This is a genomic window from Bradyrhizobium niftali (assembly GCF_004571025.1).
In the GTDB taxonomy this organism is placed as follows: domain Bacteria; phylum Pseudomonadota; class Alphaproteobacteria; order Rhizobiales; family Xanthobacteraceae; genus Bradyrhizobium; species Bradyrhizobium niftali.
The window spans coordinates 121,529-143,540 of record NZ_SPQT01000012.1; the positions used below are offsets into that span (position 1 = coordinate 121,529).

The window sequence follows — 22,012 nt, forward strand, 5'->3', positions numbered from 1 at the left end:
GGGCGTAGAGCGAAGAAAGACGGCGGCGTAACGCCGCCGCAACAGGGGAGGGCCTCACGCCCGCTGCACGAAGCTGTCCACGACCTTCTTCTCGCCGGCCTTGTCGAAGGCGATGGTGAGCTTGTTGCCGTCGATCTTGGTGACGCGGCCGTAGCCGAATTTCTGGTGGAAGACGCGGTCGGAGAGCGAGAATTCCGAGGTCGTGCCGGTGGATTTGGCGACCAGCTCGCCCTCGATCGTCATCGGTCCGCGCCGGCGCGAGGAGAAGCTGCCGAAATCGGGTCCGGATGACGAGGAGGACGAGAACGTCGCGGCCTCTTCCTCAAAGCTGCCGTGGCCGCCGGCGCCGGTGCGGCCGCCGCCGCGGTTGCGGTTGGCCTGCGCCCGCTGCCAGCCCGGTGTCGTATAGCTGGAGCCGAACGCCTCCATGTCGTCGAAGCGCGAGGCGCCATAGCCGCCGGTGCCGCCCCAGGCCGAGCCGCCCTTGGATTCCGTGATCTCGACATTGGCCGCCGGCAATTCGTCGAGGAAGCGCGACGGGATCGTGGTCGACCAGGTGCCATGGATCCGGCGGTTGGTGGCGAAATAGATCATGGCGCGGCGGCGCGCCCGGGTCAGGCCGACATGGCCGAGCCGGCGCTCTTCCTCAAGCCCGGCGCGGCCCTGTTCGTCCAGCGTGCGCTGGCTCGGGAACAGGCCTTCCTCCCAGCCCGGTAGGAACACGTTGTCGAATTCGAGGCCCTTGGCCGAATGCAGCGTCATCAGCGACACCGCGTCTTCCTCGGCACCGCCGTCGCGGTCCATCACCAGCGAGATGTGCTCCAAAAACCCTTGCAGGTTCTCGAACTCCTCCATGGAGCGCACCAGCTCCTTGAGGTTTTCGAGCCGGCCGGCGGCGTCCGCCGAACGGTCTTTCTGCCACATCTCGGTGTAGCCGCTCTCGTCGAGCACGATCTGGGCGAGGTCGGTATGCGCGGTGACTTCGCGCTGGGCGCGCCAGCGGTCGAACTGGGCGACGAGGTCGCGCAGGGACCCGCGCGCCTTCGGCTTCAGCTCGTCGGTCTCGACCACCGCGCGCGCTGCCTCAAACAGCGGAATGCGGCGCTTGCGGGCGTGGTCGTGCAGCATCTGCACGGTGGCATCGCCGAGGCCGCGCTTGGGCGTGTTGACGATACGCTCGAAGGCGAGATCGTCGGCCGGTGAATTGATGACACGCAGATAGGCCAGCGCGTCGCGGATCTCGGCGCGCTCGTAGAAGCGCGGGCCGCCGATGACGCGATAGGGCAGGCCGAGCGTGACGAAACGGTCTTCGAACTCGCGCATCTGGTAGGAGGCGCGCACCAGGATCGCGATCTCGTTCAGTTTCTCGCCCTGGCGCTGGATCTGCTCGATCTCCTCGCCGATGCCGCGGGCTTCCTCTTCCGAATCCCACGAGCCCGTCACCGTGACCTTCTCGCCGTCCTGGTCCTCGGTGCGCAGCGTCTTGCCGAGCCGGCCTTCATTGTGCGCGATCAGGTGCGAGGCGGCGGCGAGGATGTGGCCGGTCGAACGGTAATTGCGTTCGAGGCGAATGACCTTGGCGCCGGGGAAATCGTGGTCGAAGCGCAGGATGTTGTCGACCTCGGCGCCGCGCCAGCCATAGATCGACTGATCGTCGTCGCCGACGCAGCAGATGTTCTTGACGTGGGGCGTGGCCACCGCCACATGCTCCGTCATTCCGGGGCGATGCGCAGCATCGAACCCGGAATCTCGATCCTCGGACTCACTGCTGGATTCCGGGTTCGGCTCTTCGAGCCGCCCCGGAATGACGGTGGGCGTGGTTTGCTTCGCCGGCGCCTGCGACAGCAGCCGCAGCCACAGATACTGCGCGACGTTGGTGTCCTGATATTCGTCCACCAGGATGTATTTGAAGCGCTGCTGGTATTGCCGCAGGATATCCGGGTGCTCGCGGAAGATGCGGATGTTCTCCAGCAGCAGGTCGCCGAAATCGGCGGCGTTCAGGATCTTCAGCCGCTCCTGATAGCTCGCATAGAGCTTGCCGCCCTTGCCGTTGGCGAAGACAGCGGCTTCGCCCGAGGGCACCTGCGACGGCGTCAGGCCGCGGTTCTTCCAGCCGTCGATCAGGCCGGCCAGCATGCGCGCCGGCCAGCGCTTGTCGTCGATGTTGTCGGCCTGAAGCAGCTGCTTCAACAGCCGGACCTGGTCGTCGACGTCGAGCACGGTGAAGTTCGACTTGAGCTGCGCCAGCTCGGCATGGGTGCGCAGGATGCGGCCGCCGATGGAGTGGAAGGTGCCGAGCCACGGCATGCCCTCCACCGCGTGGCCGAGCATCTGGCCGAGCCGGTGCTTCATCTCGCGCGCGGCCTTGTTGGTGAAGGTCACCGACAGGATCTCGGCGGGGCGGGCGCGGCCCTGGCTCAGGATATGGGCGATGCGCGTGGTCAGCACGCGGGTCTTGCCGGTGCCGGCGCCAGCCAGCACCAGGACCGGGCCGTCCAGCGTCTCCACCGCCTCGCGCTGCTCGGGATTGAGCCCGGACAGGTATTTCGGGCCCACCGAGGCGCGCGCACGCGCGGCGATGCCGCCGGCTGCGGGCTGGTGGTCGGGGACGCTGGTGATCTTGCTCGGCTCGGTCATGCGAATCATTTGGCCCCACGATGGCACCGCGGGGTGACGGGAGGGAGCCTTCATAACAGGGATTGATGCCTATATGGGGCGGCGGTGCGAGGTTTTCCACGTACGTGGCAGGCCGATTTGTTCCTGCGGGAGCTGCTAATTTCCACCTTGCGTGGGCAGGAACCATCGTTCCCGCGTCGAGATTGTCTGGACAGGTGGCGCGGCCAGCCGCGCCGACGCAGATAAATATCAAGACGAGGATTTGACCATGCTTGGCTGGGTTGTGACGTTTCTGGTTATCGCACTGATCGCCGGTATCCTGGGCTTTGGCGGCATCGCCGGCGCTTCGATCGAAATCGCCAAGATCATCTTCTTCATTGCGGTCGTGCTGTTCCTGGTTTCGGCCGTGGTCGGCCTCGCCCGCGGCCGCAGGATCTAGCGGTGTTATCCTCATGGTGAGGAGCGCGGAACGCGCGTCTCGAACCATGAAGGCCCGACTGTGGCCTTGCATCCTTCGAGACGCCCGCTTCGCGGGCACCTCAGGATGAGGGGTTAGAGAGGACTGTTTGGCTACCGCTTCGAGGGCATCGCCACGCTCCGGCCGATGCCCTCGGGCCGGGCCAAGTCGCTGTGGGCCCTGGCGATGCCTGCGATGCGCTGCTGGATATCGGGCGGAAACGCCGCGACGCGCCGTGCGTTCATGTCCATGTGCAGCGACATGTTCTCCGAGGTGGCCGATAACCAGCCTTCGGTGGCGTGCCTCATCTCCTCGAACGTGTGCAGCCGCTTGTCGTCGGCCTCCAGCAGCCACACCAGGATCCGCACGGGATCGCCGAGATGGATCTCGCGCAGATAGCGCACATGGCATTCGGCAGTGAAGGTCGAACCGTGACGCTCTTTCTTGTAGACCGGACCGATGCCGAGCTCGAGCCAGAACTCGTCGATCGCCCGGTCGAACATCACGTTGTAATAGGCCATGTTGAGATGGCCGTTATAGTCGATCCATTGCGGCTCGATCTGCATGATCGAGGCGCGGAACGGCTCGGCCTTGGGCGCAGTAGCGGTCTCCGGCATGTGTCCTTCCCTGGCTATGCGTCCGGTCGCTTGACTTGACCGGTTAGATGTCCTTTGCCACGGTTCTTCTGTCGGAGGAATTTCCCGTGGGTACGACTATCACCAATAATCCGCCGCGGCCGGAGCCGAAAGCCCTCGCGAGCGCACTGGAGCAGCTTGCCGCACGCTTCGGCAACCGCCTCATCACCTCGCAGGCCGTCCGCGAGCAGCACGGCCATACCACGACGTGGATTCCCAACCAGCCGCCGGATGGCGTGGTGATGGCGCAGGAGACCGCCGATATCCAGGACGTGGTGCGCATCTGCGCCAGGAGCCGCGTGCCCGTGATCGCCTTCGGCACCGGCACCTCGCTGGAGGGCCAGGTCAATGCGCCCGCCGGCGGCATCTCGATCGACCTGCGCGACATGAACAAGGTGCTCGCGGTGCACGCCGAGGACCTCGATTGCGTGATCCAGCCCGGCGTCACCCGCAAGGCGCTCAACGAGCATCTGCGCGACCAGGGCCTGTTCTTCCCGATCGATCCCGGCGCGGACGCCTCGCTCGGCGGCATGGCCTCGACGCGCGCCTCCGGCACCAACGCGGTGCGCTACGGCACCATGCGCGACAGCGTGCTGGCGCTGAAGGTGGTGCGCGGCGACGGCGAGATCATCACCACCGGCACCCGCGCCAAGAAATCATCCGCCGGCTACGACCTGACGCATCTGTTCGTCGGCGCCGAGGGCACGCTCGGCATCATCTCGGAACTGACCATCCGCCTGCGCGGCATCCCCGAGACCATCGCGGCCGGCGCGGTGTCGTTCGAGACGGTTCACGGGGCGTGTCAGGCCGTGATCCTGGCGATCCAGACCGGCATTCCCGTGGCGCGCATCGAGCTGCTCAATGCCGCGCAGGTGAGGGCCTGCAACGCCTATTCCAAGCTGACGCTGCCGGAGACGCCGCTGCTCCTGATGGAATTCCACGGCAGCGAGATCGAGGTCGCCGAGCAGTCCAAGGCCTTCGGCGAGATCGCAAAGGAATGCGGCGGCGGCGACTTCTCCTGGACGACGAAGCCGGAGGATCGCACCAAACTGTGGCAGGCGCGGCACGACGCCTATTGGTCGGTGAAGGCGCTGCGGCCCGGCGACAGTGTCGGCGTGGTCGCCACCGACGTTTGCGTGCCGATCTCGCGGCTTGCCGATTGCGTCAGCGAGACCGAGGAGGATCTCAAGCGCCTCAATCTGCTGTCGCCGATCGTCGGCCATGTCGGCGACGGCAATTTCCACTGCTCGCTGGTCTGCGACACCAACGACGCCGACGAGATGGCGCGCGGCGAGGAGTTCATGCATCGCCTCGTCGAGCGCGCGCAGGCGATGGACGGCACCTGCACCGGCGAGCACGGCATCGGCCAGGGCAAGCAGAAATACCTCAAGGCCGAACTCGGTCCCGAAGCGCTCGACGCGATGCGGGCGCTGAAACAGGCGCTCGATCCGCTCAATATCTTCAACCCCGGCAAGATCGTGCCCGAGGCGTAGGCTCTGCGCGGCCAGGAACTGGGAACTTTCGGCAACGTTGATGGTTCCAATTCCCGCCAGGTTCCGATGCCTGAATGGCAGGGCTCTGCGCGGGAGGGTGCGATGATGCGACCGGTCGTTGGAATTGCCGCGGTGGCGTTTGCCTGCATGCTGGCGGGCGCGGCTCTGGCGAAAGGCGGCGGCGGGCATGGAGGCGGCCATGGAGGCGGGCACGGCGGTGGTCACCATGGCGGTGGTCACCACGGCGGCGGCCATTTCCACGGTCACGGCGGTGGGCACGCGCACGGCGGCGGGCATCATCGAGGGATGCGGTTTGCAACCGGCGCCCGCCATGGCGGTCCGAACTTCGGTCAGATCCGCAACGCGGCCATCCGCCCCGCGAATTTCCGCAACGCCCTCAACGTGCATTCCAGCGCCTTCCGCAACGGCCGTCTGATCGGCAATCCGGCGGCGCGAGCCCAGATCGCGGCGGCGGCCGCACTCGCCGGCTGGCATGGCGCCAGCAGCGGATGGTGGCAACATGCGGGCGGCGGTTATGGCTGGGTCGGGCCGCTGTTCTGGCCGTTCGCCTATAACGATCTCTATGACTACACGATCTGGGGCGACGGTCTCGGCTTCTGGGGCTACGGCTATCCGGACATCTATGCCGGCATCTTCGGGCCCTATGGCTACGACGGCCTTTCGGCCTATCTGCCGCAGCGGCCGCAGGGACGGCGGCAAGCGCGCGGCGTTGCGCTGGATCAGCTTTGCGGCAGCGACCGCCGCGAGATCGTCGGTCTGCCGATCGACCAGATCGCCGCCGCGGTGCAGCCGAGCGAGGCGCAAGGCGCAAGCCTCGACGAGCTCGGCAACGCCTCGATCCTGGCGGCGGGCATGATCCGCACCTCCTGCCCGGTGCAGGTCGCCGCGACGGCGCCCGGTCGGCTGACGGCGATGCAGCAGCGCATCGAGGCGATGGCGAAAGCCGTCGACCTCGTTCAGCCCGCCCTGGATAAATTCTACGGCTCGCTCACGGACGAGCAGAAGGCGCGCTTCAATGCACTGGCCGAGGACCAGCGTCGTACGACAGCTTCGAACAACACCGGGGGATCGCTGGTCCAGAACTGCGGTGCGTCTGCCTTGCTCGATTGGCCCGGCGCCGACATCGAAGCGCGGCTGCGCCCCAACGACACGCAGCGCGCGGCGCTACAGGTGCTCCAGGATACCAGCGCCAGGGTCAGCGCATCGCTCAAGGCGGCCTGCGAGCCCAACGACGTGATGACGCCGCCGGCGCGAATGGCCGCGGTCCGCAAGCGGCTCGACCTGATGCTCGACGGCGTCAAGTCGGTTCGCGCAGCGCTGGAGGATTTCTACGGGACGCTGACTGACGAGCAGAAGGCACAGTTCGAGGCCATCGGACCACGTCGGACGTCCTGAATGCGTATCGAGCCAGGACGCGAGGTGGAAAATCGCCTCGCCGATCTCGACAGGCCTCTCTACGCTGAACGAGCCTGAAGAGCGGTAATACGGCGGCTGGAAGACCGCAGGTGGTGGGGCGATGAAGTGGTTCGCGAGGCAGAAGGTGGCGGACATCTGGGACGAGACGATCGAAGGGCCGCTCGGCGACATCGAAGCCGCCGCGCGTATCCGCGCCATTTGTGACGCCGCGGCCGCGAGCGCGGCAGGTTCCGCGCGCAACGACAAGCGCGAGAGCGAACGTTACGAGCGCGCGGCCAAGGTCGCGATGGAAATCGCGATGAAGATCTCGGATGGATTGATGCGCGATGACGCGGTCCATCGCATCGTCGATCTCTGCATGAAGGCGAACGATCTCAAGACGGCGCAGATCCTGTTCCGCGCGATCCACGCCAGCTGGATCCGCGAAACGATACAGCGGGATCACCCCACGCTGGTGCAGTGAACGCCGCTATTTCGCCAGCTTGCGCACCGCCTCGTCCACGCTGTGGAAGACGTGCTCGCGGGGCAGGGAGTCGAACAATCGGAAGCGTTCGAACGCGTCCTGGGCGCGCACCGATTCCAGCCGCGCCAGCGCGACCGTGACGCCCTGTTCGCTGCACGCCTTGAACAATTCGAGCAAAATCTGCGCGGCGGTGAAGTCGATCTCGACCATGCCGCTCGCCTCCAGCACCAGCAGTTGTGGTCCCGCTGTGGTGAGCACCTTGGTCACGTCACTGCGGAAGCCCGGAGCGTTGAGGAACGACAGCGGCGCCTGGAGCCCGATCACGGCGACGCCTGCGATGCGCTCGCCTGTGATGTGCGGATGCGCCGGCCACCAGATCGTGGTGCCCGGCACGCGCTCGAACTCGACCAGCCGTGCGCGCGTGGTGCTCCAGATGCCGTGCAGCAGCGACAGCACGATGCCGAGGAATGCGCCCTGCTGGATCGGCAGCACGATGATCAGTGCGGCGGTGGCGACGATCAGCAGGAACTCGCTTGGGGATTGGCTGTAGATCGTGACGATCTGCTTCACGCGGACGATGCGCAGCGCGACGAACAGCAGGATGCCGCCGAGCGCCGCGTCCGGAACGTGCTGCAACAGTCCCGTGCCGAACGCGAGCAGCGCCAGCACGATTGTCCCGGCGGCAAGGCCCGCGAGCTGCGATTGTCCGCCGGTCTCGGCGACGATGCCCGTCCGCGGCGGGCTGGCATTGACGGGAAAGGCGCCGAACAGGCCGGACAGCACGCTGCCGGCGCCGGCGCCGAGGAAATCGCGGTCGACGTCGGCGGGCTTGTCGGGATCGGACGGGAACGACCGCGTGGTCGCGGCGGTCTGCACCATCACCACGACCGTGATCACGAAGGCGAGCGGGACGAGACGCACCCACAGCTCCGGCGCAAGCTCGGGCAGGGTCAGCCGCGGCAGCGTGCCCGGCACGCTGCCTACGACGTTGACGCCCTTGCTCTCGAGGCCGAGCGCGATTGTGGCCAGTGTCGCGGCGACCAGCCCGATCAGTGCGCCCGGAATTTTCGCGCTGACCTTCTCGGAGACGAAGACCACGGCCAGCACGCCCAAGCCGATGCACAGCGTGAAGGGATTGGTGCGGCCGAGCTGGCCAGCGAGCACGCCGATGCGATCGAGCATCGGCCCGCTCGGCGATTCAAGCCCGAGCACGCCCGGCAGTTGCGACACGATGATGTGGACGGAGATGCCGGCGAGGAAGCCGACCATGACCGGCACCGACAACAGGTTCGCGATGCCGCCGAGACGGAAGGCGCCGCCCGCGAGCATCATGGCGCCGACCATCAGCGCCAGTGCAATCGCAAGTCCCTGATAGTCCGGCGACCCGGTGGCGGCCAGTGCCGCAAGCCCGCCGGCGAAGATCGGCGTGATCGTCGAGTCCGCGCCGCAGGACAGGAAACGGTTGCCGCCGAGCAGCGCAAAGCCGAGCGAGCCCGCCATGAAGGCGAAGAAGCCGATCTGCGGCGCGAAGCCGCCGAGCCGCGCGGTGGCCATCTGCTCGGGAATCGCGATCGCCGCCAGCGTCAGCCCCGCCATGAGATCGCCGGGCAGGGAATAGGACGCGAGTGATCGGAACAACGGCCATGCGTGCTTGGCGTGAGAATCGTGCGGCATCGAGGTCCCCGGAAATGCTTGTCAGCTGATAAGACTACAGCATTTCCGTATCGCAAGCGGCAGACGCAATTTCTCTACATCCGTCGTCATTGCGAGCGCAGCGAAGCAATCCAGAGTCCCTCCGCGGAAAGATTCTGGATTGCTTCGCTGCGCTCGCAATGACGGAGGACATATTCGTCCTCCGTATCGCGCGAGTCTCCTTCAGTACCGGCCGCGGTCGTTGTGGTAATCGCCGCCGCGGCCGCCACCACCCATTCCCATGCCGATACCAATCCCGATGCCGATACCTTGCATGACGGCGCCGGGCGGCGGGCCACGATCCGGCGGCGGCGCGCGCTCGTAGATCACTTCGTCGGGCGGCGGCCGGCGCGGCTTCGGCGGCGTCTCGACCACCTTGCGCTTCGGCGGGGTGTCGTCGACGCGCTTCTTGATCACAGGCGCCACGGCCGGGTTGACCGGGCTAGCCGGAGGCGTGGGCGTCGAGCACGGGCAGGTCGGGGCCATCGCGACGGCGACCGGGACGGGTGTGGCTGCGACCGTCGCGGGCAGGACGTAGTTGCGGTTCTGCACGCGAAGCAGCAGCCTGCGCGCGGTTGCAGCGAGGTCGCTGTTGTCCCAGTTGGCGAGGTAAGCCTCGAACGAGGCGCGGGTGTTGATCGCGACCGCGCGCTCCCAGGCCAGCATCTGGCGCCGGCGCTCCAGCACCGTGCGGAGGCGCGGCGTGCGGGCGTCCTGCGTGTACAGCTCGATATAGGCCTGATACGCCTCGGCGGTGTCGTCGGCGATCACGAGCTCATAGGCGACCTTCGCCTCCCTGCCCTGCAAATCCTTGCGCCAGTCCGCGACACTGCGCGTGCCGCCGGCGAGCGCCATGGCGGATGCGCCGGGAAGGGCGGGCTGCTGGCTGCTACTCTCGCCGCCGAAGAACTTGAAGTCGGTCGTCAGCGACGAGCTTTCCCACGGGATCTGCCGTCCGTCGGTCGACTGCGCCACAGCGATGCGGATGCGCTTGAACACTTCCTCGATCGGCAGGTTCGGTTGCTTTGCGACCGAGAGCGCCGCGGTGGTGTAGGGGCTGTCGATGCCGGAGCCGTCCTCGGCCTCGGCGCCGGGCGAGGTCGAATAGGAAATGAAGGAGCCGGGCGCGCCGGCCTTGGTGTCGACGATCGCAAGCCCGTGTCCGGCGCCGCTCAGCGCTGGGAAGGGGTTGTTGCGGCAGGCATCGAGCATGAAGATGCGCGCCCGCGTCGGCAGCGCGCCGAGCGTGTTGAGCAGATCGTTCAGCCGCACGCCCTGGAGCGGAATGTCGGCCTCGCGCTTGGGATCGAGATCGACCGGCACCAGATAGTTCTCGCCGTCGATCTGAAGGCCGTGGCCCGCATAGAACACCAGCGCGACGGTGTCGGCGCCGCTGGCACTGACCTTGCCGGCGAAATCCGAGATCGCCGAGCGCATCTCGTTCTGCCCGAGATTGGCCGCCGCGGTGACGGTGAAGCCGGCATTGCCGAGCAGCTCCGTCATGCCCTTGGCGTCGTTGGCGGCGTTGGGCAGCTCCGGCACCGTGCGATAGGCGGATTGGCCGATCACGAGGGCGAGCCGCGTTTCGGCTGCGGCCTCCGTCGGCGTCATCAGCTGCGTGAGTGCAAGAAGGCTGGAAGCAAGGAACAAATGACTGAGGATTGGACGGCGCATGGTGTCACCTCCATCGGCAATGGGCGCGATGATGTCACCGTTTCTAGTCGTCCGCCATGACCCTGTCTGTGCACTGGATCACGTTGCGAGCTGCGGCAAAATGGGCAGCGGAGCTGGCGTGTCAGGCCGTGTGCCGTCAGAACAGTCCGCGGTCCCAGGGCGGGTCAGGCGCAAAATGCCCGGCGAGAAAGTCGATGAAGGCGCGCACCTTGGCCGGCGGACGGCGGTCGGGCAGGTAGACCGCATGCACGGCCGAGGTCTGGATCTCCGGCTGGTCGAGCGGAAGCGCCAGAAGCGTGCCGGCGCGAAGGTCGTCGGCGATGATGAAGGTTGGCTGTCGCGCCAGGCCGAGGCCCGCCAATGTTGCCGCGCGGAGCGCATCGCCGTTGTTGGCGCGCAAGGTGCCGCTGACCTGGACGCGGATCTCGCCGTCGGCGCCGAACAGCCATTCCGCAGCGCTCGCCTGCTGCGAAAGCGTGTAACCGAGGCAGTTATGCGCGGCGAGGTCCGCGACACAGCGCGGCGTGCCGTGTTTTGCCAGATAGGACGGCGCGGCGCAGACCACGAGGCGGTTAGGCGCGAGCTTTCGCGCCACCATGCTGGAGTCGCGCAGCTTGCCGATGCGGATCGCAAGGTCCCAGCCTTCCTCGGCGAGATCGACGAGGCGGTCGTTGAGGCCGAGCTCGACGGTGACCTCGGGATGGCGTTCCGAAAACTCGGCGATCGCCGGCGCGATCTGCCGCGTGCCGAACACGACGGGCACGTTGACCCGCAGCAGCCCGCGCGGCTCGACGCGCTCGCGCGCGACCGCGGCGTCGGCGGCCTCCATGTCGGCGAGGATGCGCTCGGAGGATTCCAGATAGCTCCGTCCGGCCTCGGTGATGGACAGCCGCCTCGTGGTCCGGTGGAACAGTTTCGTGCCGAGCCGGGCCTCGAGCGCGGCGACATGCTTGGTCACCATGGTCTGCGACAGGCCCATGGCCCGGGCCGCGCCCGACAGGCTGCCGATCGCCGCGACCTTGGCGAAGACCTCCAGGCTGGTCAGCCGGTCGAGCATTCATCTCACTCTCTTGGTGTGAAGTCTCATTCCAATATAGCAGATTATCATTCCATTGAGAATAGATCATAGCTGTCTCCAACAAGGAGACCGCCATGATCGATTCCCGTACCGCTCCCTATGCCGCGCTCGTGCTGCGCGTGACGCTGGGCGCGCTGTTCCTCGCCCACGCCGGCCTGAAGCTGTTCGTCTTCACCCCGGCCGGGACCGCAAAGTTCTTCGGCAGCCTCGGCTTCCCGCCCGAACTCGCCTACGTCATCATGACGGTGGAAGTTCTCAGCGGCGTCGCGCTGATCCTCGGCGTCTGGACCCGCTATGCGGCGCTGGCCGGCATCCCGATCCTGCTCGGTGCGATCTTCACCGTGCACGGCGCCGCCGGCTTCTTCTTCACCAATCCGAAGGGCGGCTGGGAATATCCCGCCTTCTGGGCGATCGCGCTCGCGGCGCAGGCCCTGCTCGGCGACGGCGCCTACGCGCTGCGTCCGTCCCGCGATGTCGCTGCGGCAACCGGCCAGCTCAGCGGCGCGCATTCGCGCTGAGATCACTGCATCCGCTCGAACGCAACAGCCGCGGGATCAATATCCCGCGGCTTGTTCTGCTTCGCACCGATCAATCTGCGTTCGGCATTGATCCATACCTGAATTGGATCGATCCGCGTCAATCCTGCATGGCGGGCCTCGTCGCTGCCGTGCGGCACCATCGAAAACATCGATAAACACAGGCGTTTCGCTGCGGTCTCTACCGACGCGCCTGCCTCTCGCGCCGTCGCGGCACCCCGGCCGCAACCCTTGCCTGTGTCGTCGCTTTGGCCATACAGTCCGAGCAAAGGCCGCACGCAACGATCGCGGCTGCGAACAAAAAATACCGGGAGAGACCGCACCATGACCATCGTGCCCGTGAACCGTCGCGCGTTCATCAAGTCATCGGCGGCGGTCACCGCCGGCCTCGTGCTTTCTCCCGCCATTATCGGCCGCGCTGAAGCTGCGACGCTGAAGCTGAAATGCTCCTCCTCGCTGCCGAACGATCCCAAATTCGCCAACGGCCGCGTCTACTACGACAACCTCGTCAAGAACCTCAAGGCGAACGGCCTCGGTGAGCAGGTCGAAGTCGCCTTCTTCCCGGACAATCAGCTCGGTCAGGAGATCGACGTCATCAATTCGGTGAAGCTCGGCGTCATCGACCTCATGGTGTCGGGCTCGTCGATCTCGGCCAATCTGACGCCGCTGGTCGGCACCTTCGACCTCGGCTTTCTCTTCTCGAGTTTCCCGCAGCAGACCAAGGCGTTCGACGCCGGCGCCGCCAAGCCGATCGAGGACGCGCTGCTCAAGGGCAGCAACATCCGCATCATCGCCTGGGCCTACAATTTCGGCTCCCGCAGCGTGCTGGCGAGGAAGCCGGTGAAGACGCCGGAGGATCTCGCCGGCCTCAAGATCCGGACGTTGCCAAATCCCGTCATCACGGAATGCCTGCGCCTGATGGGGGCCGCTGCGACGCCGCTGGCGTTCGGCGAAATCTACACGGCATTGCAGGCCGGCGTGCTCGACGGGCTGGAGCACGATCCGCCGACGATCCTGGCCAGCAAGTTCTTCGAAACGGCAAAATTCTACGCGCTGACGCAGCACAATTTCTCGCCGCTTGCGATCTACTTCAGCGACATGACCTACAACCGCATGGACCCGAAGCTGCGCGACGGCTTTCTCGATGCTGCGAAGAAGGCCGCAATCGACACGCGTGCGCATGGGCTTGCGGTCGAGAAGGAGGCGCTGGCGGCCTTGACCGAGAAGGGCGTGACGGTGGCCGAATGCGACCGCGAGGCGTTCAAGAAGCGCGTCGCGCCGCAGCACGAGAACTTCATCAAGGCGCGGCCGGAATCCAAGGCCGTGATCGACATCATCCGCGCGACGCAAGCTTGAGATGACGATGACAGCCGCCGTGCCCCTCTCGGGCGGCCGCCACGGGAGCATCACCCAGCTGCTTCGCCTCAGCGACGCGATCGCGGCCATTCTCCTTGCCGCCGATCTCCTGGTCGTTTGCGCGTCGGTGCTGCTGCGCTTCTGCTTCAATGCGCCGGTCGAATGGTCTGACGACGTCGCGCGCGGATTGATGGTCGGCTCGGCCTTCTTCGGCGCGGCGAGCGCGCTGGCGCGCGGCGAGAATGTCGGCGTGTCCTTCTTCCGCGACCTGTTGCCGGCGAGGTTGCGGGCGCTGGTCGATGCCGCGAGCGCGCTGCTGGTCGTGCTGATCTCGGGCTACGTCGCCTATCACGCCATCAAGCTCGGCTCGCTGACGGCGGGCCAGACCACCGGATCAGGATTGCCGCTGGAACTCACCTTCTATCCGATGGGCATCGGTGCGCTGTTCATGACGGTGTTCGCGATCGACCAGCTCTGCGCCCGGCCGTTTCCTGACATCGCCAGGGGGCTCGTCGCAATCGTCGTCGTCACCGGCCTCTATCTCGTCTGGGATTATCTGTCGCCGTCCTCGGTGCCGTCGGCGGGCACTCTGATGCTGATCGGCTTCTTTGCGACGCTGTTCGGCGGATTGCCGATCGGCTTTGCGCTGGCGCTGGCCGCGCTGATCTTCATCTGGGTCGAGGGCGCGCTGCCCGGCGTGATCTTCGCCCAGCAGATGGCGCGCGGCATCGACAATTTCGTGCTGCTGGCGATCCCCTTCTTCATCCTCGTCGGCTACCTCATGGAAGCCAACGGCATGTCGGTGCGCCTGATCGAGCTGCTGCAGCGCGGGGTCGGCCGTATGCGCGGTGGGCTGAACGTGGTGATGGTGGCCTCGATGGTGCTGTTCTCCGGCATCTCAGGCTCGAAGATGGCTGACGTCGCCGCGGTCGGCTCGGTGCTGATCCCGGCGGCGCGCCGCTCGAAGCAGAATCCGGGCGGCGCGGTGGCGCTGCTCGCGGCCTCCGCGGTGATGGCGGAGACCATCCCGCCCTGCATCAACCTGATCATCCTCGGCTTCGTCGCGAACCTGTCGATCGGCGGCCTGTTCGTCGCGGGGCTCCTGCCGGCGGCGCTGATGGCGCTGGTCCTGATCGCGGTGTCCATCATCTTCGGCAAGCGGCCGGCGGATGCCGAGGACGTTGCGCCGCAGATGCCGGTGTCGGGCCTGTGGAGCGGCGCGATCGCCTCGTTCGGCCTGATCTTCATGATCTTCTTCGGCTTCAAGAGCGGCTTTGCCACAGCCACCGAAATCTCGGCCTTCGCGGTCGCCTATGCGCTCGTCATCGGCAGCCTGGTGTTCCGCGAGCTCACTTTCAAAACGGCCGCGCACAGTTTCGTACAGGCCGCAACGCGCGCAGGGCTCGTGCTGTTCATCGTCGCCGCCGCGCAGTCGCTCGCGTTCACGCTGACCTTGCAGCAGGTGCCGCATGCGGTCGGCGACTTCATGCTCGGATTATCGAAGACCAGCGGCGTCTGGCTGTTCATCCTGCTCGCGATCGCCGTGCTGATCGTGATGGGCTCGGTGCTGGAAGGCGCGGCCGCGCTGATCATCTTCGGGCCGCTGCTCCTGCCGGTGGCCGTGCAGCTCGGCATCGATCCCCTGCATTTCGGCGTCGTGCTGGTCATCGCGATGGGCATCGGCCTGTTTGCACCGCCGCTCGGGCTCGGACTCTATGGCGCCTGCCTGATCGGCAACGTGCCGATCGAGCAGACGGTGAAGCCGATCATGGGTTATCTTGGCCTCTTGTTCCTCTGCCTGCTCGTCATTGCCTTCGTGCCATGGCTCTCGACGGCGCTGCCGCGGGCATTCGGCTACTGAAGGAGTCTTGCCGTGAAAGTCCTGCTCGCCCACACGCCGGAGATGCGGCGGAATTACTATGGCGATCGCAGCCTGAACGGCCTGCGCGCGGCTGCCGAGGTGATCCTGCACGAGGGCGATCAGCCGCTCGACGCGGCCGGCCTCGTCCGCGCGGCCAGGGACGTTGACATCATCGTCGCCGATCGCATGACCGAGGGACGCGGCGAGATCTTTCCGCAATTGCCGCATCTGCGCGCCTTCGTCCGCTGCGCCGTCGACATCCGCAACGTCGACGTCGATGCGGCCTCGAAGGCGGGTGTGCTCGTGACCCGCGCCGGCCCCGGCTTCGTGCAGGCGGTCGCCGAGCTCGCGCTCGGCTTCATGGTCGATCTATCCCGCGGCGTGTCGCGAACGACGGCGGACTACCAGGCCGGACGCAAACCCGAGGCGCGGATGGGCCGCCAGCTCGCCGGCGGCAAGATCGGCATCATCGGCTATGGCAGCATCGGGCGTTATCTCGCCGAAATCGCCAAGGTGATGCGCATGGAGGTGCTGGTCGCCGATCCCTTCGCTGATGTCAGCGACAGCGCCATCAGGCAGGTCGGCCTCGACGAGCTCCTCGCCGTATCGGACTATGTCGTCTGCCTTGCGATTGCCAACGAAGCGACCGAGAATCTGATCGGCGAGGCGGCACTGGCGCGCATGCAAAGGCATGCCGTCTTCATCAATCTGTCGCGCGGCAATCTCGTCGACGAGGCGGCGCTGGCGAAAGCGCTGCTGGAAGGCCGCATCGCCGGCGCGGCAATGGACGTCGGCCGCGCGCCCGACCAGATGCCGACGCCGGAGCTCGCGAAGCTTCCCAACGTCGTCGCGACGCCGCATGTCGGCGGGTTGACGCCGCAAGCGATCGAATACCAGTCGCTGGAAACTGTGCGGCAGGTGGAAGCGATCGTCAAAGGCGCGGTCCCGCAGGGCGCCGTCAACGCCGACCGCTGGACGCGCCGTCCCTGACCACACGCCTGCCTTGAACCTCCTCCGGGCCCGTGACGTCAAAGTTCCGTGCCTGTCGGGCAATGGTTCATTGAGCAGGTTGAGTCATGAAGTTTCTGACTGCGGCGGCGTGCGCGATCGTAATCGGCCTGTCATTGACCGCCTGCGCCAGCCTCACCTTCGATGCCGACAACAAACCTCCCTACGGCCAGGCGAACGGCAAGAAGTCTGATCGCTAGCTGCAGCAAGGACCGCACGCCCTACAGCCGGTCCACCGCCTTGAATGTCCCGTCCTTCTGGATCACCGTCAGGAACACCTTCGGCGGGGCGTCGATCATGCGCATGCCGACGGTGACGACGTTGCCGCTGATGTCGAAGCGGCCGACGTCGTTAATGGCGCGCAGGAGGTTCGCGCGCGTCGGTTTCGGTCCGGCCTTTTCCAGAGCTGCGGCGGCGAGGCGGCCGGAGAGATAGCCTTCGAGCGACACGAAGTCGGGTGTCAGCGTCGGGTCGAACGCCGTCTGCGCCGCCTGGTAATCGGCAACGAGCTTGAGCGAGCGGTCCCAGGGAAACGGCACCACCTGCGAGACGATGACGCCTTCGCCGTCGGGGCCGAGCTCCCTGGCGAGCGCATTGGCGCCGACGAAGGAGATGTTGACGAAGGTCGGATACGAGCCGCTGCGGTGTGCGAGCTTGATGAATTCGGCGCAGGGACCGTAGGTCCCGACCATCACGATCGCCTCGGGTTCGGCGCGCTTGATCATCCGCCAGGCCGAGGCGACGGCGCGGGTGTTGCGCTCGAAGGTGCCTTCGGCGGCGAGCTCGAGGCCGCGCCTGGCAAGCGCGCGCTTCACGCCGACAAGTCCATCGCGGCCGAAGGAATCATCCTGGTAGAAGATGCCGATGCGGGTGAACCGGCGGTCCTCGGTGAGGTGCTTGATCCATGCCTCGGCTTCCGCGCCGTAGCTCGCGCGGATGTTGACGACGTTCGGAAGCTCGAGGTCGCGCAGGAATTCGGCGCCGGTGAACGGACCGATGAAGGGGGCGTTCCTGGCGCTGGTGATCGGGATCGTCGCGATCGCGGTCGGCGTGCCCACCGCGCCGATCAGCGCGAACACCCTGTCGTCCTCGATCAGCCGCAGCGTTTGCGCCACCGAGCGATCGGGGTCGTAGCCGTCGTCGCGGCTGATGAGCTGGAGCTTGCGGCCATGGACGCCGCCCTTGCCGTTGATCTCGGTGAACGCCGCGACGATGCCTTGCCGCATGCGCTGCCCAAGCGCCGAGGAGGGGCCCTCGAGTGCGGCCGCCTGGCCGAACAGGATCGCATCGTCGCTGACGCCGACCTCGTCGCCTTTCGCAGGCAGCATTGCCGCGGCCAGCAATGCGACGGTCAAGGCGAGGTATGTCGCGGATCGCGATCGTGTCATGTGGATGCTTGTCGGATGCAGGACGCGTTGCGGAAACGATAGTTCTGCGGGCTGAACAGGTCGCTAACCCGCGCCGTGCCGACGATCCGTAAGACTCCGGGTAAAACCGGCAACTTACTACCACTCTGCCGCAACTTGCTGGGGCAATCATTAACTAACCCGCGCAATCCCGGACGACCGGGTTCCGAAATTTCGCAGTTCTTAACCCCGATCCTTGTCCGATAGTGGCTCCGGTGGCTCAACCAGAAGTTCGAGCCGCCGTGCCGATGGGGACTTGCGGATCAAGATGGGCGGTCGCGATCAGAACGATCAGGATCGGAAACGGTTGACCGGATGGTGGCGTGCCGCGCCGCTGCTCGGACTCTATCGCCCTGCGCTGGTCGCGGTTGCCGTCGGCCTGCTGTTCTCGGTCGCGGGCGCGGCCGCCGTTGCGCGATGGGAAAACCGCGTCAACAAGCTCGAGTTCGAGAACGCGGCCGAAACCGAAGCGATCGTCATGCAGAACGGCATGAGCGAGTATATCTCTAGGCTCGTCGCGCTGCGCACGCTGTTCGAATCGACCAAAGACGAAATCACCCGCAGCGAATTCGAGACCTTCAGCACCCGTCTGTTCGAGCGCCATCCCGGCATGCTGCGAATCGCCTGGCTGCCGCGCGTCAACCGCAAGGAGCGCGCCGAATACGAGGCCGCCGCGATCACGGACGGCGTGCCCGGCTATCGCATCAAGTCGCTCCAGGGTGATGCCTTCGCGGTCGCGCCGCAGAGCGACGAATATTTTCCGGTGTTCTACTCGACCCAGCCCAAGACCTCGCAGGTCTACGGCATGGATTACGCGACCGTCCCGGAACGTCGTGCGGTCCTGGAGCGGGCGCGCGACAACGATCGGATCGCGGCCCTCCGCACCCGCCTGTTCGAACCCAAGGAGGGCGGCCGGCTGCCCGACGTCCTCGTGGCCATTCCCGTCTACGCCAAAGGGACGTCGCGCGAGACGGTCGCCGACCGGCGCCGCAATCTGGCCGGCTTCGTCATCGGCGTGTTCGACCTGCCGGTGCTGGTCCAGTCCATTCGCGTGACCACCGGCGCAAGCCCCGCGGTCAGCGTCAACGTCTATCCGCCCTTCACGGGACAGATAGTGAGCCTCGAACAAAGCCTGCCGGATTATTCGTCGGCCGCCACGGCGCCGCAGTCGATGCGGGACGTCGCGCGGGCCCTGCACTGGTCGGGCAGTCTCAAGATCGGCGACACCGACTGGCAGGTGCGCGCCATGCCGACGGCCGGCGGCGCGCTCGAGACGTCCTACGATCGCGCGGTCGCGGTCCTCATCGTCGGCATGCTGCTGACGCTGTCGCTGTCGACTTATCTTATGCTGGCAAGCCGCAATTCGCGGCGCCTGTCGCTGGCGAACCGTCGGGTGCTCGAGCTCGCCCAGACCGACATCCTGACCGGCCTGCCGAACCGTGCCTTCTTCCTCGCCCGGCTCGACGATCTCAACAGCCAGCTCAACGACAGCGGTTCGACCTTCTCGATCCTGATGCTCGATCTCGACCGTTTCAAGAACGTCAACGACTCGCTCGGTCACGGCGCCGGCGATGCGCTGCTGCGCCAGGTGGCGCAGCGGCTGAAATCCGCGCTGCGCGCCACCGACGTCTTGGCGCGGCTCGGCGGCGACGAGTTCGCCATCATCCAGGAGGGCTGCGAGGACCAGCGGGTCTGCTCCACCGAGCTGGCGGGACGGATCGCCAAGCTCGTGGCCGAACCGTTCCTCCTGCCCGGACATCGCGTCGAGATCGGCACCAGCATCGGCATTGCGATCGCGCCGGACCACGGCAGCGACCACGAACAGCTGCTCAAGAAGGCCGACCTTGCGCTCTATCGCTCGAAATCAGCGGGCCGCAACTGCTTCACCATCTACGACGAGGCGATGTCGGCCGAGCTCGAGGCGCGCAGCACGCTGGAAGGCGACCTGCGCGACGCCATCGCGCTTTGCCAGCTCGAAGTGCACTACCAGCCGTTCGTCGATGCGGCCAGCGGCCAGCGGCGCGGCTTCGAGGCTCTGGTGCGCTGGCGGCATCCGAGCCGCGGCCTGATCCCACCGGACCAGTTCATTCCGCTGGCGGAGGAGACCGGGCTGATCGTGCCGCTCGGTGAATTTGTGCTGCGGCGCGCCTGCGCGGATGCGGCCGGCTGGCCCTCCGGCCTTGCGGTCGCGGTGAACTTGTCGCCGATCCAGTTCAAGGAGGCCGAGCTGTTCGAGATGATCTGCGCGGCGCTCGCCGATTCCGGCCTGCCACCGCAGCGGCTGGAGATCGAGATCACGGAATCGGTCCTGCTCGAACGCGGCGTCGAGAACCTCGCTTTCATGGAGCGGCTGAAGAGTATCGGCATCGAGCTCGCGCTCGACGATTTCGGCACCGGCTATTCGTCGCTCAGCTATCTGACCACGTTCCCGTTCGACAAGATCAAGATCGACAAGTCGTTCATCCGCAACCTCACGCATCAGCCGCGCAGTTCCGCCATCATCGCCTCGATCGTGACGCTGGCGCGCGGGCTGGACATGTCGGTCACCGCCGAGGGCGTCGAGACATGCGAGGAGTTCGAGCGGCTGAAGGCGCTCGGCGTCAATTTCGCGCAAGGCTATCTGTTCGGGCGTCCGCAGCCGGTCGACCAGATCGCATTCGACGAGTCCGTCCGGCCTTCGCAACTCGACGCCGCCTGAGCGCTCGTCTCCTCGGGATGAGGCTAAGCGGCATCGGTGCTTGCCAAACCTGTTACCGCGCACTCCGTCCTCATCCTGAGGAGCCCGCCAGAGCGGGCGTCTCGAAGGATGGGCCGCAAGAAATCCTCCAGCCGCGTCCTCTCGAATGCGATTGCGCCGGACGGGCATCCGCGAAAAGCGCTTGACCCGGGCGTCCCCGGATGGTCGGTAGGATCGTCTAGGGATGAAATAAACACAACATGCGGCTTCCGTTCTTCTACGGCTGGGTCGTGGTCGCGGTGACCTTCGTCACCATGGCCATCGGCGTCAACGCACGCACCGCGTTTTCGCTGTTCTTTCCGCCGATCATCTCCGAATTCGACTGGGAGCGCGGGATCACCGCGGGCGCATTCTCCTTCGGCTTCGTGGTGTCGGGCGTGGTCAGCCCGCTGATCGGCCGCCTGATGGACCGCGCCGGTCCGCGCGGGGTGATGGAGCTCGGCGTCGTGCTGATGGGTGGCGGGCTGCTGCTCGCTCCGCTCACAAGCGAGCCCTGGCATCTCTACGTGACCATCGGTGTCATGGTCGGCGCCGGCAGCGTCTGTCTCGGCTATTCCGGCCAGTCGCTGTTCCTGCCGAACTGGTTCATCCGCAAGCGCGGCTTCGCCATCGGCATCGCCTTCGCCGGCGTCGGCATCGGCTCGGTGACGCTGCTGCCATGGGTGCAGCACATGATCGAACAGACCGGCTGGCGCACGGCCTGCACCGCGATGGGTCTGCTCATCCTGATCGTGCTGGCGCCGATCAACCTGTTCCTGCACAAGCGCCCCGAGGATATCGGCCTTCGACCGGATGGCGATGCCGCGCCGGCCGCCGGCGCCGCAAAGCCGGTCTCCAACATCGTCGATCCCGTCTGGGTCGGCACCGAGTGGACGCTCAAGCGCGCCGTCGGGACGGCGCGGTTCTGGTGGATCGCGGTCGGCTATTTCTCCGGCCTATACATCTGGTACGCGGTGCAGGTGCACCAGACCAAGTTCCTGCTCGATATCGGCTTCAGCCCCGGTGTCGCGGTGTGGGCGCTTGGCATCGTCAGCCTGCTCGGCATTCCCGGCCAGATCGTGCTGGGCCACGTTTCCGACCGCATTGGACGGGAATGGGTCTGGGCCATCAGCTGCGCGGGTTTTGCGATCTGTTTCGCGGCACTGATGGCGCTGAAGTTCGGGCCTTCGCTCTGGCTCGTCTATCTCATGGTGTTCGCGCAAGGCGCGCTTGGCTACGGCCTCACCTCGATCATGGGCGCGGTGGTGTTCGAGATCTTCCAGGGCAAGCACCAGGGCAGCATCTTCGGCACGATCATGCTGGCGGCCCTGGCCGGCGGCGCAGCCGGTCCCTGGCTCACGGGTTTTCTCTATGATCGCACGGGCGATTACACGCTCGCCTTCGCCATCGCCATCGTCGTGAGCGCGTTGTCGGCGCTGTCGGTATGGCGGGCATCGCCCGGCAAGGTGCGGGCCGTGGCCGGACGGCTGCACAAGCTCCAGGGCGCACGCGCGGAGTAGGTTCCACACGCATCGGATTACCTTCGTCTCTTTCGCGGACCGTTAAGCATGCCGCGTCTTGGCG

General features: G+C 66.3%; 18 protein-coding genes. 11 read left to right on the plus strand and 7 right to left on the minus strand.

Going from position 1 to position 22,012, the window contains the following annotated elements:
* Positions 1 to 54: 54 nt before the first annotated feature.
* On the minus strand, positions 55 to 2,646 hold the full coding sequence (locus E4K65_RS21540) for an ATP-dependent helicase (protein WP_167771010.1): 2,592 nt from the start codon (positions 2,644 to 2,646) through the stop codon (positions 55 to 57).
* A gap of 238 nt (positions 2,647 to 2,884) precedes the next feature.
* Here E4K65_RS21540 and E4K65_RS21545 point away from each other — a divergent pair, with 238 nt between their 5' ends.
* A complete protein-coding gene (locus tag E4K65_RS21545; protein WP_014493008.1) occupies positions 2,885 to 3,055 on the plus strand; it encodes a DUF1328 domain-containing protein in 171 nt (56 codons plus the stop codon).
* A gap of 131 nt (positions 3,056 to 3,186) precedes the next feature.
* On the opposite strand, the gene E4K65_RS21550 is transcribed toward E4K65_RS21545, so the two are convergent.
* Entirely contained in the window at positions 3,187 to 3,690 is a 504-nt protein-coding gene (locus E4K65_RS21550) for a thioesterase family protein (RefSeq protein WP_167771011.1), read from the minus strand.
* Between the two features lie 86 nt (positions 3,691 to 3,776).
* On the opposite strand from E4K65_RS21550, the gene E4K65_RS21555 reads away from it, so the two are divergent.
* From E4K65_RS21555 to E4K65_RS21565, 3 genes are all read left to right on the plus strand, one after another.
* Positions 3,777 to 5,201, plus strand: coding sequence for an FAD-binding oxidoreductase (locus tag E4K65_RS21555; RefSeq protein WP_135175885.1), 1,425 nt, complete (start codon positions 3,777 to 3,779; stop codon positions 5,199 to 5,201).
* A 102-nt stretch (positions 5,202 to 5,303) separates the two neighbouring features.
* Positions 5,304 to 6,617, plus strand: coding sequence for a Spy/CpxP family protein refolding chaperone (locus tag E4K65_RS21560; RefSeq protein WP_167771012.1), 1,314 nt, complete (start codon positions 5,304 to 5,306; stop codon positions 6,615 to 6,617).
* A gap of 121 nt (positions 6,618 to 6,738) precedes the next feature.
* Complete coding sequence (locus E4K65_RS21565; protein WP_092185301.1) at positions 6,739 to 7,101, plus strand: hypothetical protein; 363 nt, start codon at positions 6,739 to 6,741, stop codon at positions 7,099 to 7,101.
* A gap of 6 nt (positions 7,102 to 7,107) precedes the next feature.
* On the opposite strand, the gene E4K65_RS21570 is transcribed toward E4K65_RS21565, so the two are convergent.
* The 3 genes from E4K65_RS21570 to E4K65_RS21580 all read right to left on the minus strand — a co-directional run bounded on the left by E4K65_RS21570 (position 7,108) and on the right by E4K65_RS21580 (position 11,524).
* On the minus strand, positions 7,108 to 8,775 hold the full coding sequence (locus tag E4K65_RS21570) for a SulP family inorganic anion transporter (protein WP_135175887.1): 1,668 nt from the start codon (positions 8,773 to 8,775) through the stop codon (positions 7,108 to 7,110).
* A gap of 201 nt (positions 8,776 to 8,976) precedes the next feature.
* The gene (locus E4K65_RS21575; protein ID WP_135175888.1) at positions 8,977 to 10,467 is read right to left on the minus strand and encodes a caspase family protein; all 1,491 of its coding nucleotides are present in this window, start codon (positions 10,465 to 10,467) and stop codon (positions 8,977 to 8,979) included.
* A gap of 136 nt (positions 10,468 to 10,603) precedes the next feature.
* A complete protein-coding gene (locus tag E4K65_RS21580; protein WP_135175889.1) occupies positions 10,604 to 11,524 on the minus strand; it encodes a LysR family transcriptional regulator in 921 nt (306 codons plus the stop codon).
* Positions 11,525 to 11,619: 95 nt separating this feature from the next.
* Between E4K65_RS21580 and E4K65_RS21585 the strand changes: the two genes are divergently transcribed.
* The gene (locus E4K65_RS21585; RefSeq protein ID WP_092185312.1) at positions 11,620 to 12,063 is read left to right on the plus strand and encodes a DoxX family protein; all 444 of its coding nucleotides are present in this window, start codon (positions 11,620 to 11,622) and stop codon (positions 12,061 to 12,063) included.
* Between the two features lie 2 nt (positions 12,064 to 12,065).
* On the opposite strand, the gene E4K65_RS47395 is transcribed toward E4K65_RS21585, so the two are convergent.
* Positions 12,066 to 12,407 (minus strand): hypothetical protein, encoded by a 342-nt coding sequence (locus E4K65_RS47395; RefSeq protein ID WP_167771013.1) that lies wholly within the window; start codon positions 12,405 to 12,407, stop codon positions 12,066 to 12,068.
* On the opposite strand from E4K65_RS47395, the gene E4K65_RS21590 reads away from it, so the two are divergent.
* The 4 genes from E4K65_RS21590 (at position 12,406) to E4K65_RS49515 (ending at position 16,506) form a co-directional block, all read left to right on the plus strand.
* The gene (locus E4K65_RS21590; protein WP_027544715.1) at positions 12,406 to 13,437 is read left to right on the plus strand and encodes a TRAP transporter substrate-binding protein; all 1,032 of its coding nucleotides are present in this window, start codon (positions 12,406 to 12,408) and stop codon (positions 13,435 to 13,437) included. The genes E4K65_RS47395 and E4K65_RS21590 overlap by 2 nt on opposite strands.
* A gap of 7 nt (positions 13,438 to 13,444) precedes the next feature.
* Entirely contained in the window at positions 13,445 to 15,298 is a 1,854-nt protein-coding gene (locus E4K65_RS21595) for a TRAP transporter large permease (protein WP_167771014.1), read from the plus strand.
* Between the two features lie 12 nt (positions 15,299 to 15,310).
* Complete coding sequence (locus E4K65_RS21600; protein ID WP_135175892.1) at positions 15,311 to 16,288, plus strand: NAD(P)-dependent oxidoreductase; 978 nt, start codon at positions 15,311 to 15,313, stop codon at positions 16,286 to 16,288.
* 86 nt (positions 16,289 to 16,374) lie between these two features.
* Complete coding sequence (locus E4K65_RS49515; RefSeq protein ID WP_283813858.1) at positions 16,375 to 16,506, plus strand: hypothetical protein; 132 nt, start codon at positions 16,375 to 16,377, stop codon at positions 16,504 to 16,506.
* 21 nt (positions 16,507 to 16,527) lie between these two features.
* On the opposite strand, the gene E4K65_RS21605 is transcribed toward E4K65_RS49515, so the two are convergent.
* Positions 16,528 to 17,694: an ABC transporter substrate-binding protein gene (locus tag E4K65_RS21605; RefSeq protein ID WP_135175893.1), complete on the minus strand. Its 1,167-nt coding sequence runs from the start codon at positions 17,692 to 17,694 to the stop codon at positions 16,528 to 16,530.
* Positions 17,695 to 17,980: 286 nt separating this feature from the next.
* Here E4K65_RS21605 and E4K65_RS21610 point away from each other — a divergent pair, with 286 nt between their 5' ends.
* Entirely contained in the window at positions 17,981 to 20,410 is a 2,430-nt protein-coding gene (locus tag E4K65_RS21610; RefSeq protein ID WP_167771024.1) for a bifunctional diguanylate cyclase/phosphodiesterase, read from the plus strand.
* A 239-nt stretch (positions 20,411 to 20,649) separates the two neighbouring features.
* Positions 20,650 to 21,948, plus strand: coding sequence for an MFS transporter (locus E4K65_RS21615; RefSeq protein ID WP_135175895.1), 1,299 nt, complete (start codon positions 20,650 to 20,652; stop codon positions 21,946 to 21,948).
* The last annotated feature ends 64 nt before the right edge of the window (positions 21,949 to 22,012 follow it).

Coding starts and splice junctions, on each gene's coding strand:
- E4K65_RS21540 (WP_167771010.1), bottom strand. CDS start 2,646: ATGATTCGCATGACCGAGCCGAGCAAGATCACCAGCGTCCCCGACCAC.
- E4K65_RS21590 (WP_027544715.1), top strand. CDS start 12,406: ATGACCATCGTGCCCGTGAACCGTCGCGCGTTCATCAAGTCATCGGCG.
- E4K65_RS21550 (WP_167771011.1), bottom strand. CDS start 3,690: ATGCCGGAGACCGCTACTGCGCCCAAGGCCGAGCCGTTCCGCGCCTCG.
- E4K65_RS21610 (WP_167771024.1), top strand. CDS start 17,981: ATGGGCGGTCGCGATCAGAACGATCAGGATCGGAAACGGTTGACCGGA.
- E4K65_RS21615 (WP_135175895.1), top strand. CDS start 20,650: ATGCGGCTTCCGTTCTTCTACGGCTGGGTCGTGGTCGCGGTGACCTTC.
- E4K65_RS21545 (WP_014493008.1), top strand. CDS start 2,885: ATGCTTGGCTGGGTTGTGACGTTTCTGGTTATCGCACTGATCGCCGGT.
- E4K65_RS21595 (WP_167771014.1), top strand. CDS start 13,445: ATGACAGCCGCCGTGCCCCTCTCGGGCGGCCGCCACGGGAGCATCACC.
- E4K65_RS21580 (WP_135175889.1), bottom strand. CDS start 11,524: ATGCTCGACCGGCTGACCAGCCTGGAGGTCTTCGCCAAGGTCGCGGCG.
- E4K65_RS21565 (WP_092185301.1), top strand. CDS start 6,739: ATGAAGTGGTTCGCGAGGCAGAAGGTGGCGGACATCTGGGACGAGACG.
- E4K65_RS21560 (WP_167771012.1), top strand. CDS start 5,304: ATGATGCGACCGGTCGTTGGAATTGCCGCGGTGGCGTTTGCCTGCATG.
- E4K65_RS21570 (WP_135175887.1), bottom strand. CDS start 8,775: ATGCCGCACGATTCTCACGCCAAGCACGCATGGCCGTTGTTCCGATCA.
- E4K65_RS47395 (WP_167771013.1), bottom strand. CDS start 12,407: ATGGTGCGGTCTCTCCCGGTATTTTTTGTTCGCAGCCGCGATCGTTGC.
- E4K65_RS21585 (WP_092185312.1), top strand. CDS start 11,620: ATGATCGATTCCCGTACCGCTCCCTATGCCGCGCTCGTGCTGCGCGTG.
- E4K65_RS21605 (WP_135175893.1), bottom strand. CDS start 17,694: ATGACACGATCGCGATCCGCGACATACCTCGCCTTGACCGTCGCATTG.
- E4K65_RS21575 (WP_135175888.1), bottom strand. CDS start 10,467: ATGCGCCGTCCAATCCTCAGTCATTTGTTCCTTGCTTCCAGCCTTCTT.
- E4K65_RS49515 (WP_283813858.1), top strand. CDS start 16,375: ATGAAGTTTCTGACTGCGGCGGCGTGCGCGATCGTAATCGGCCTGTCA.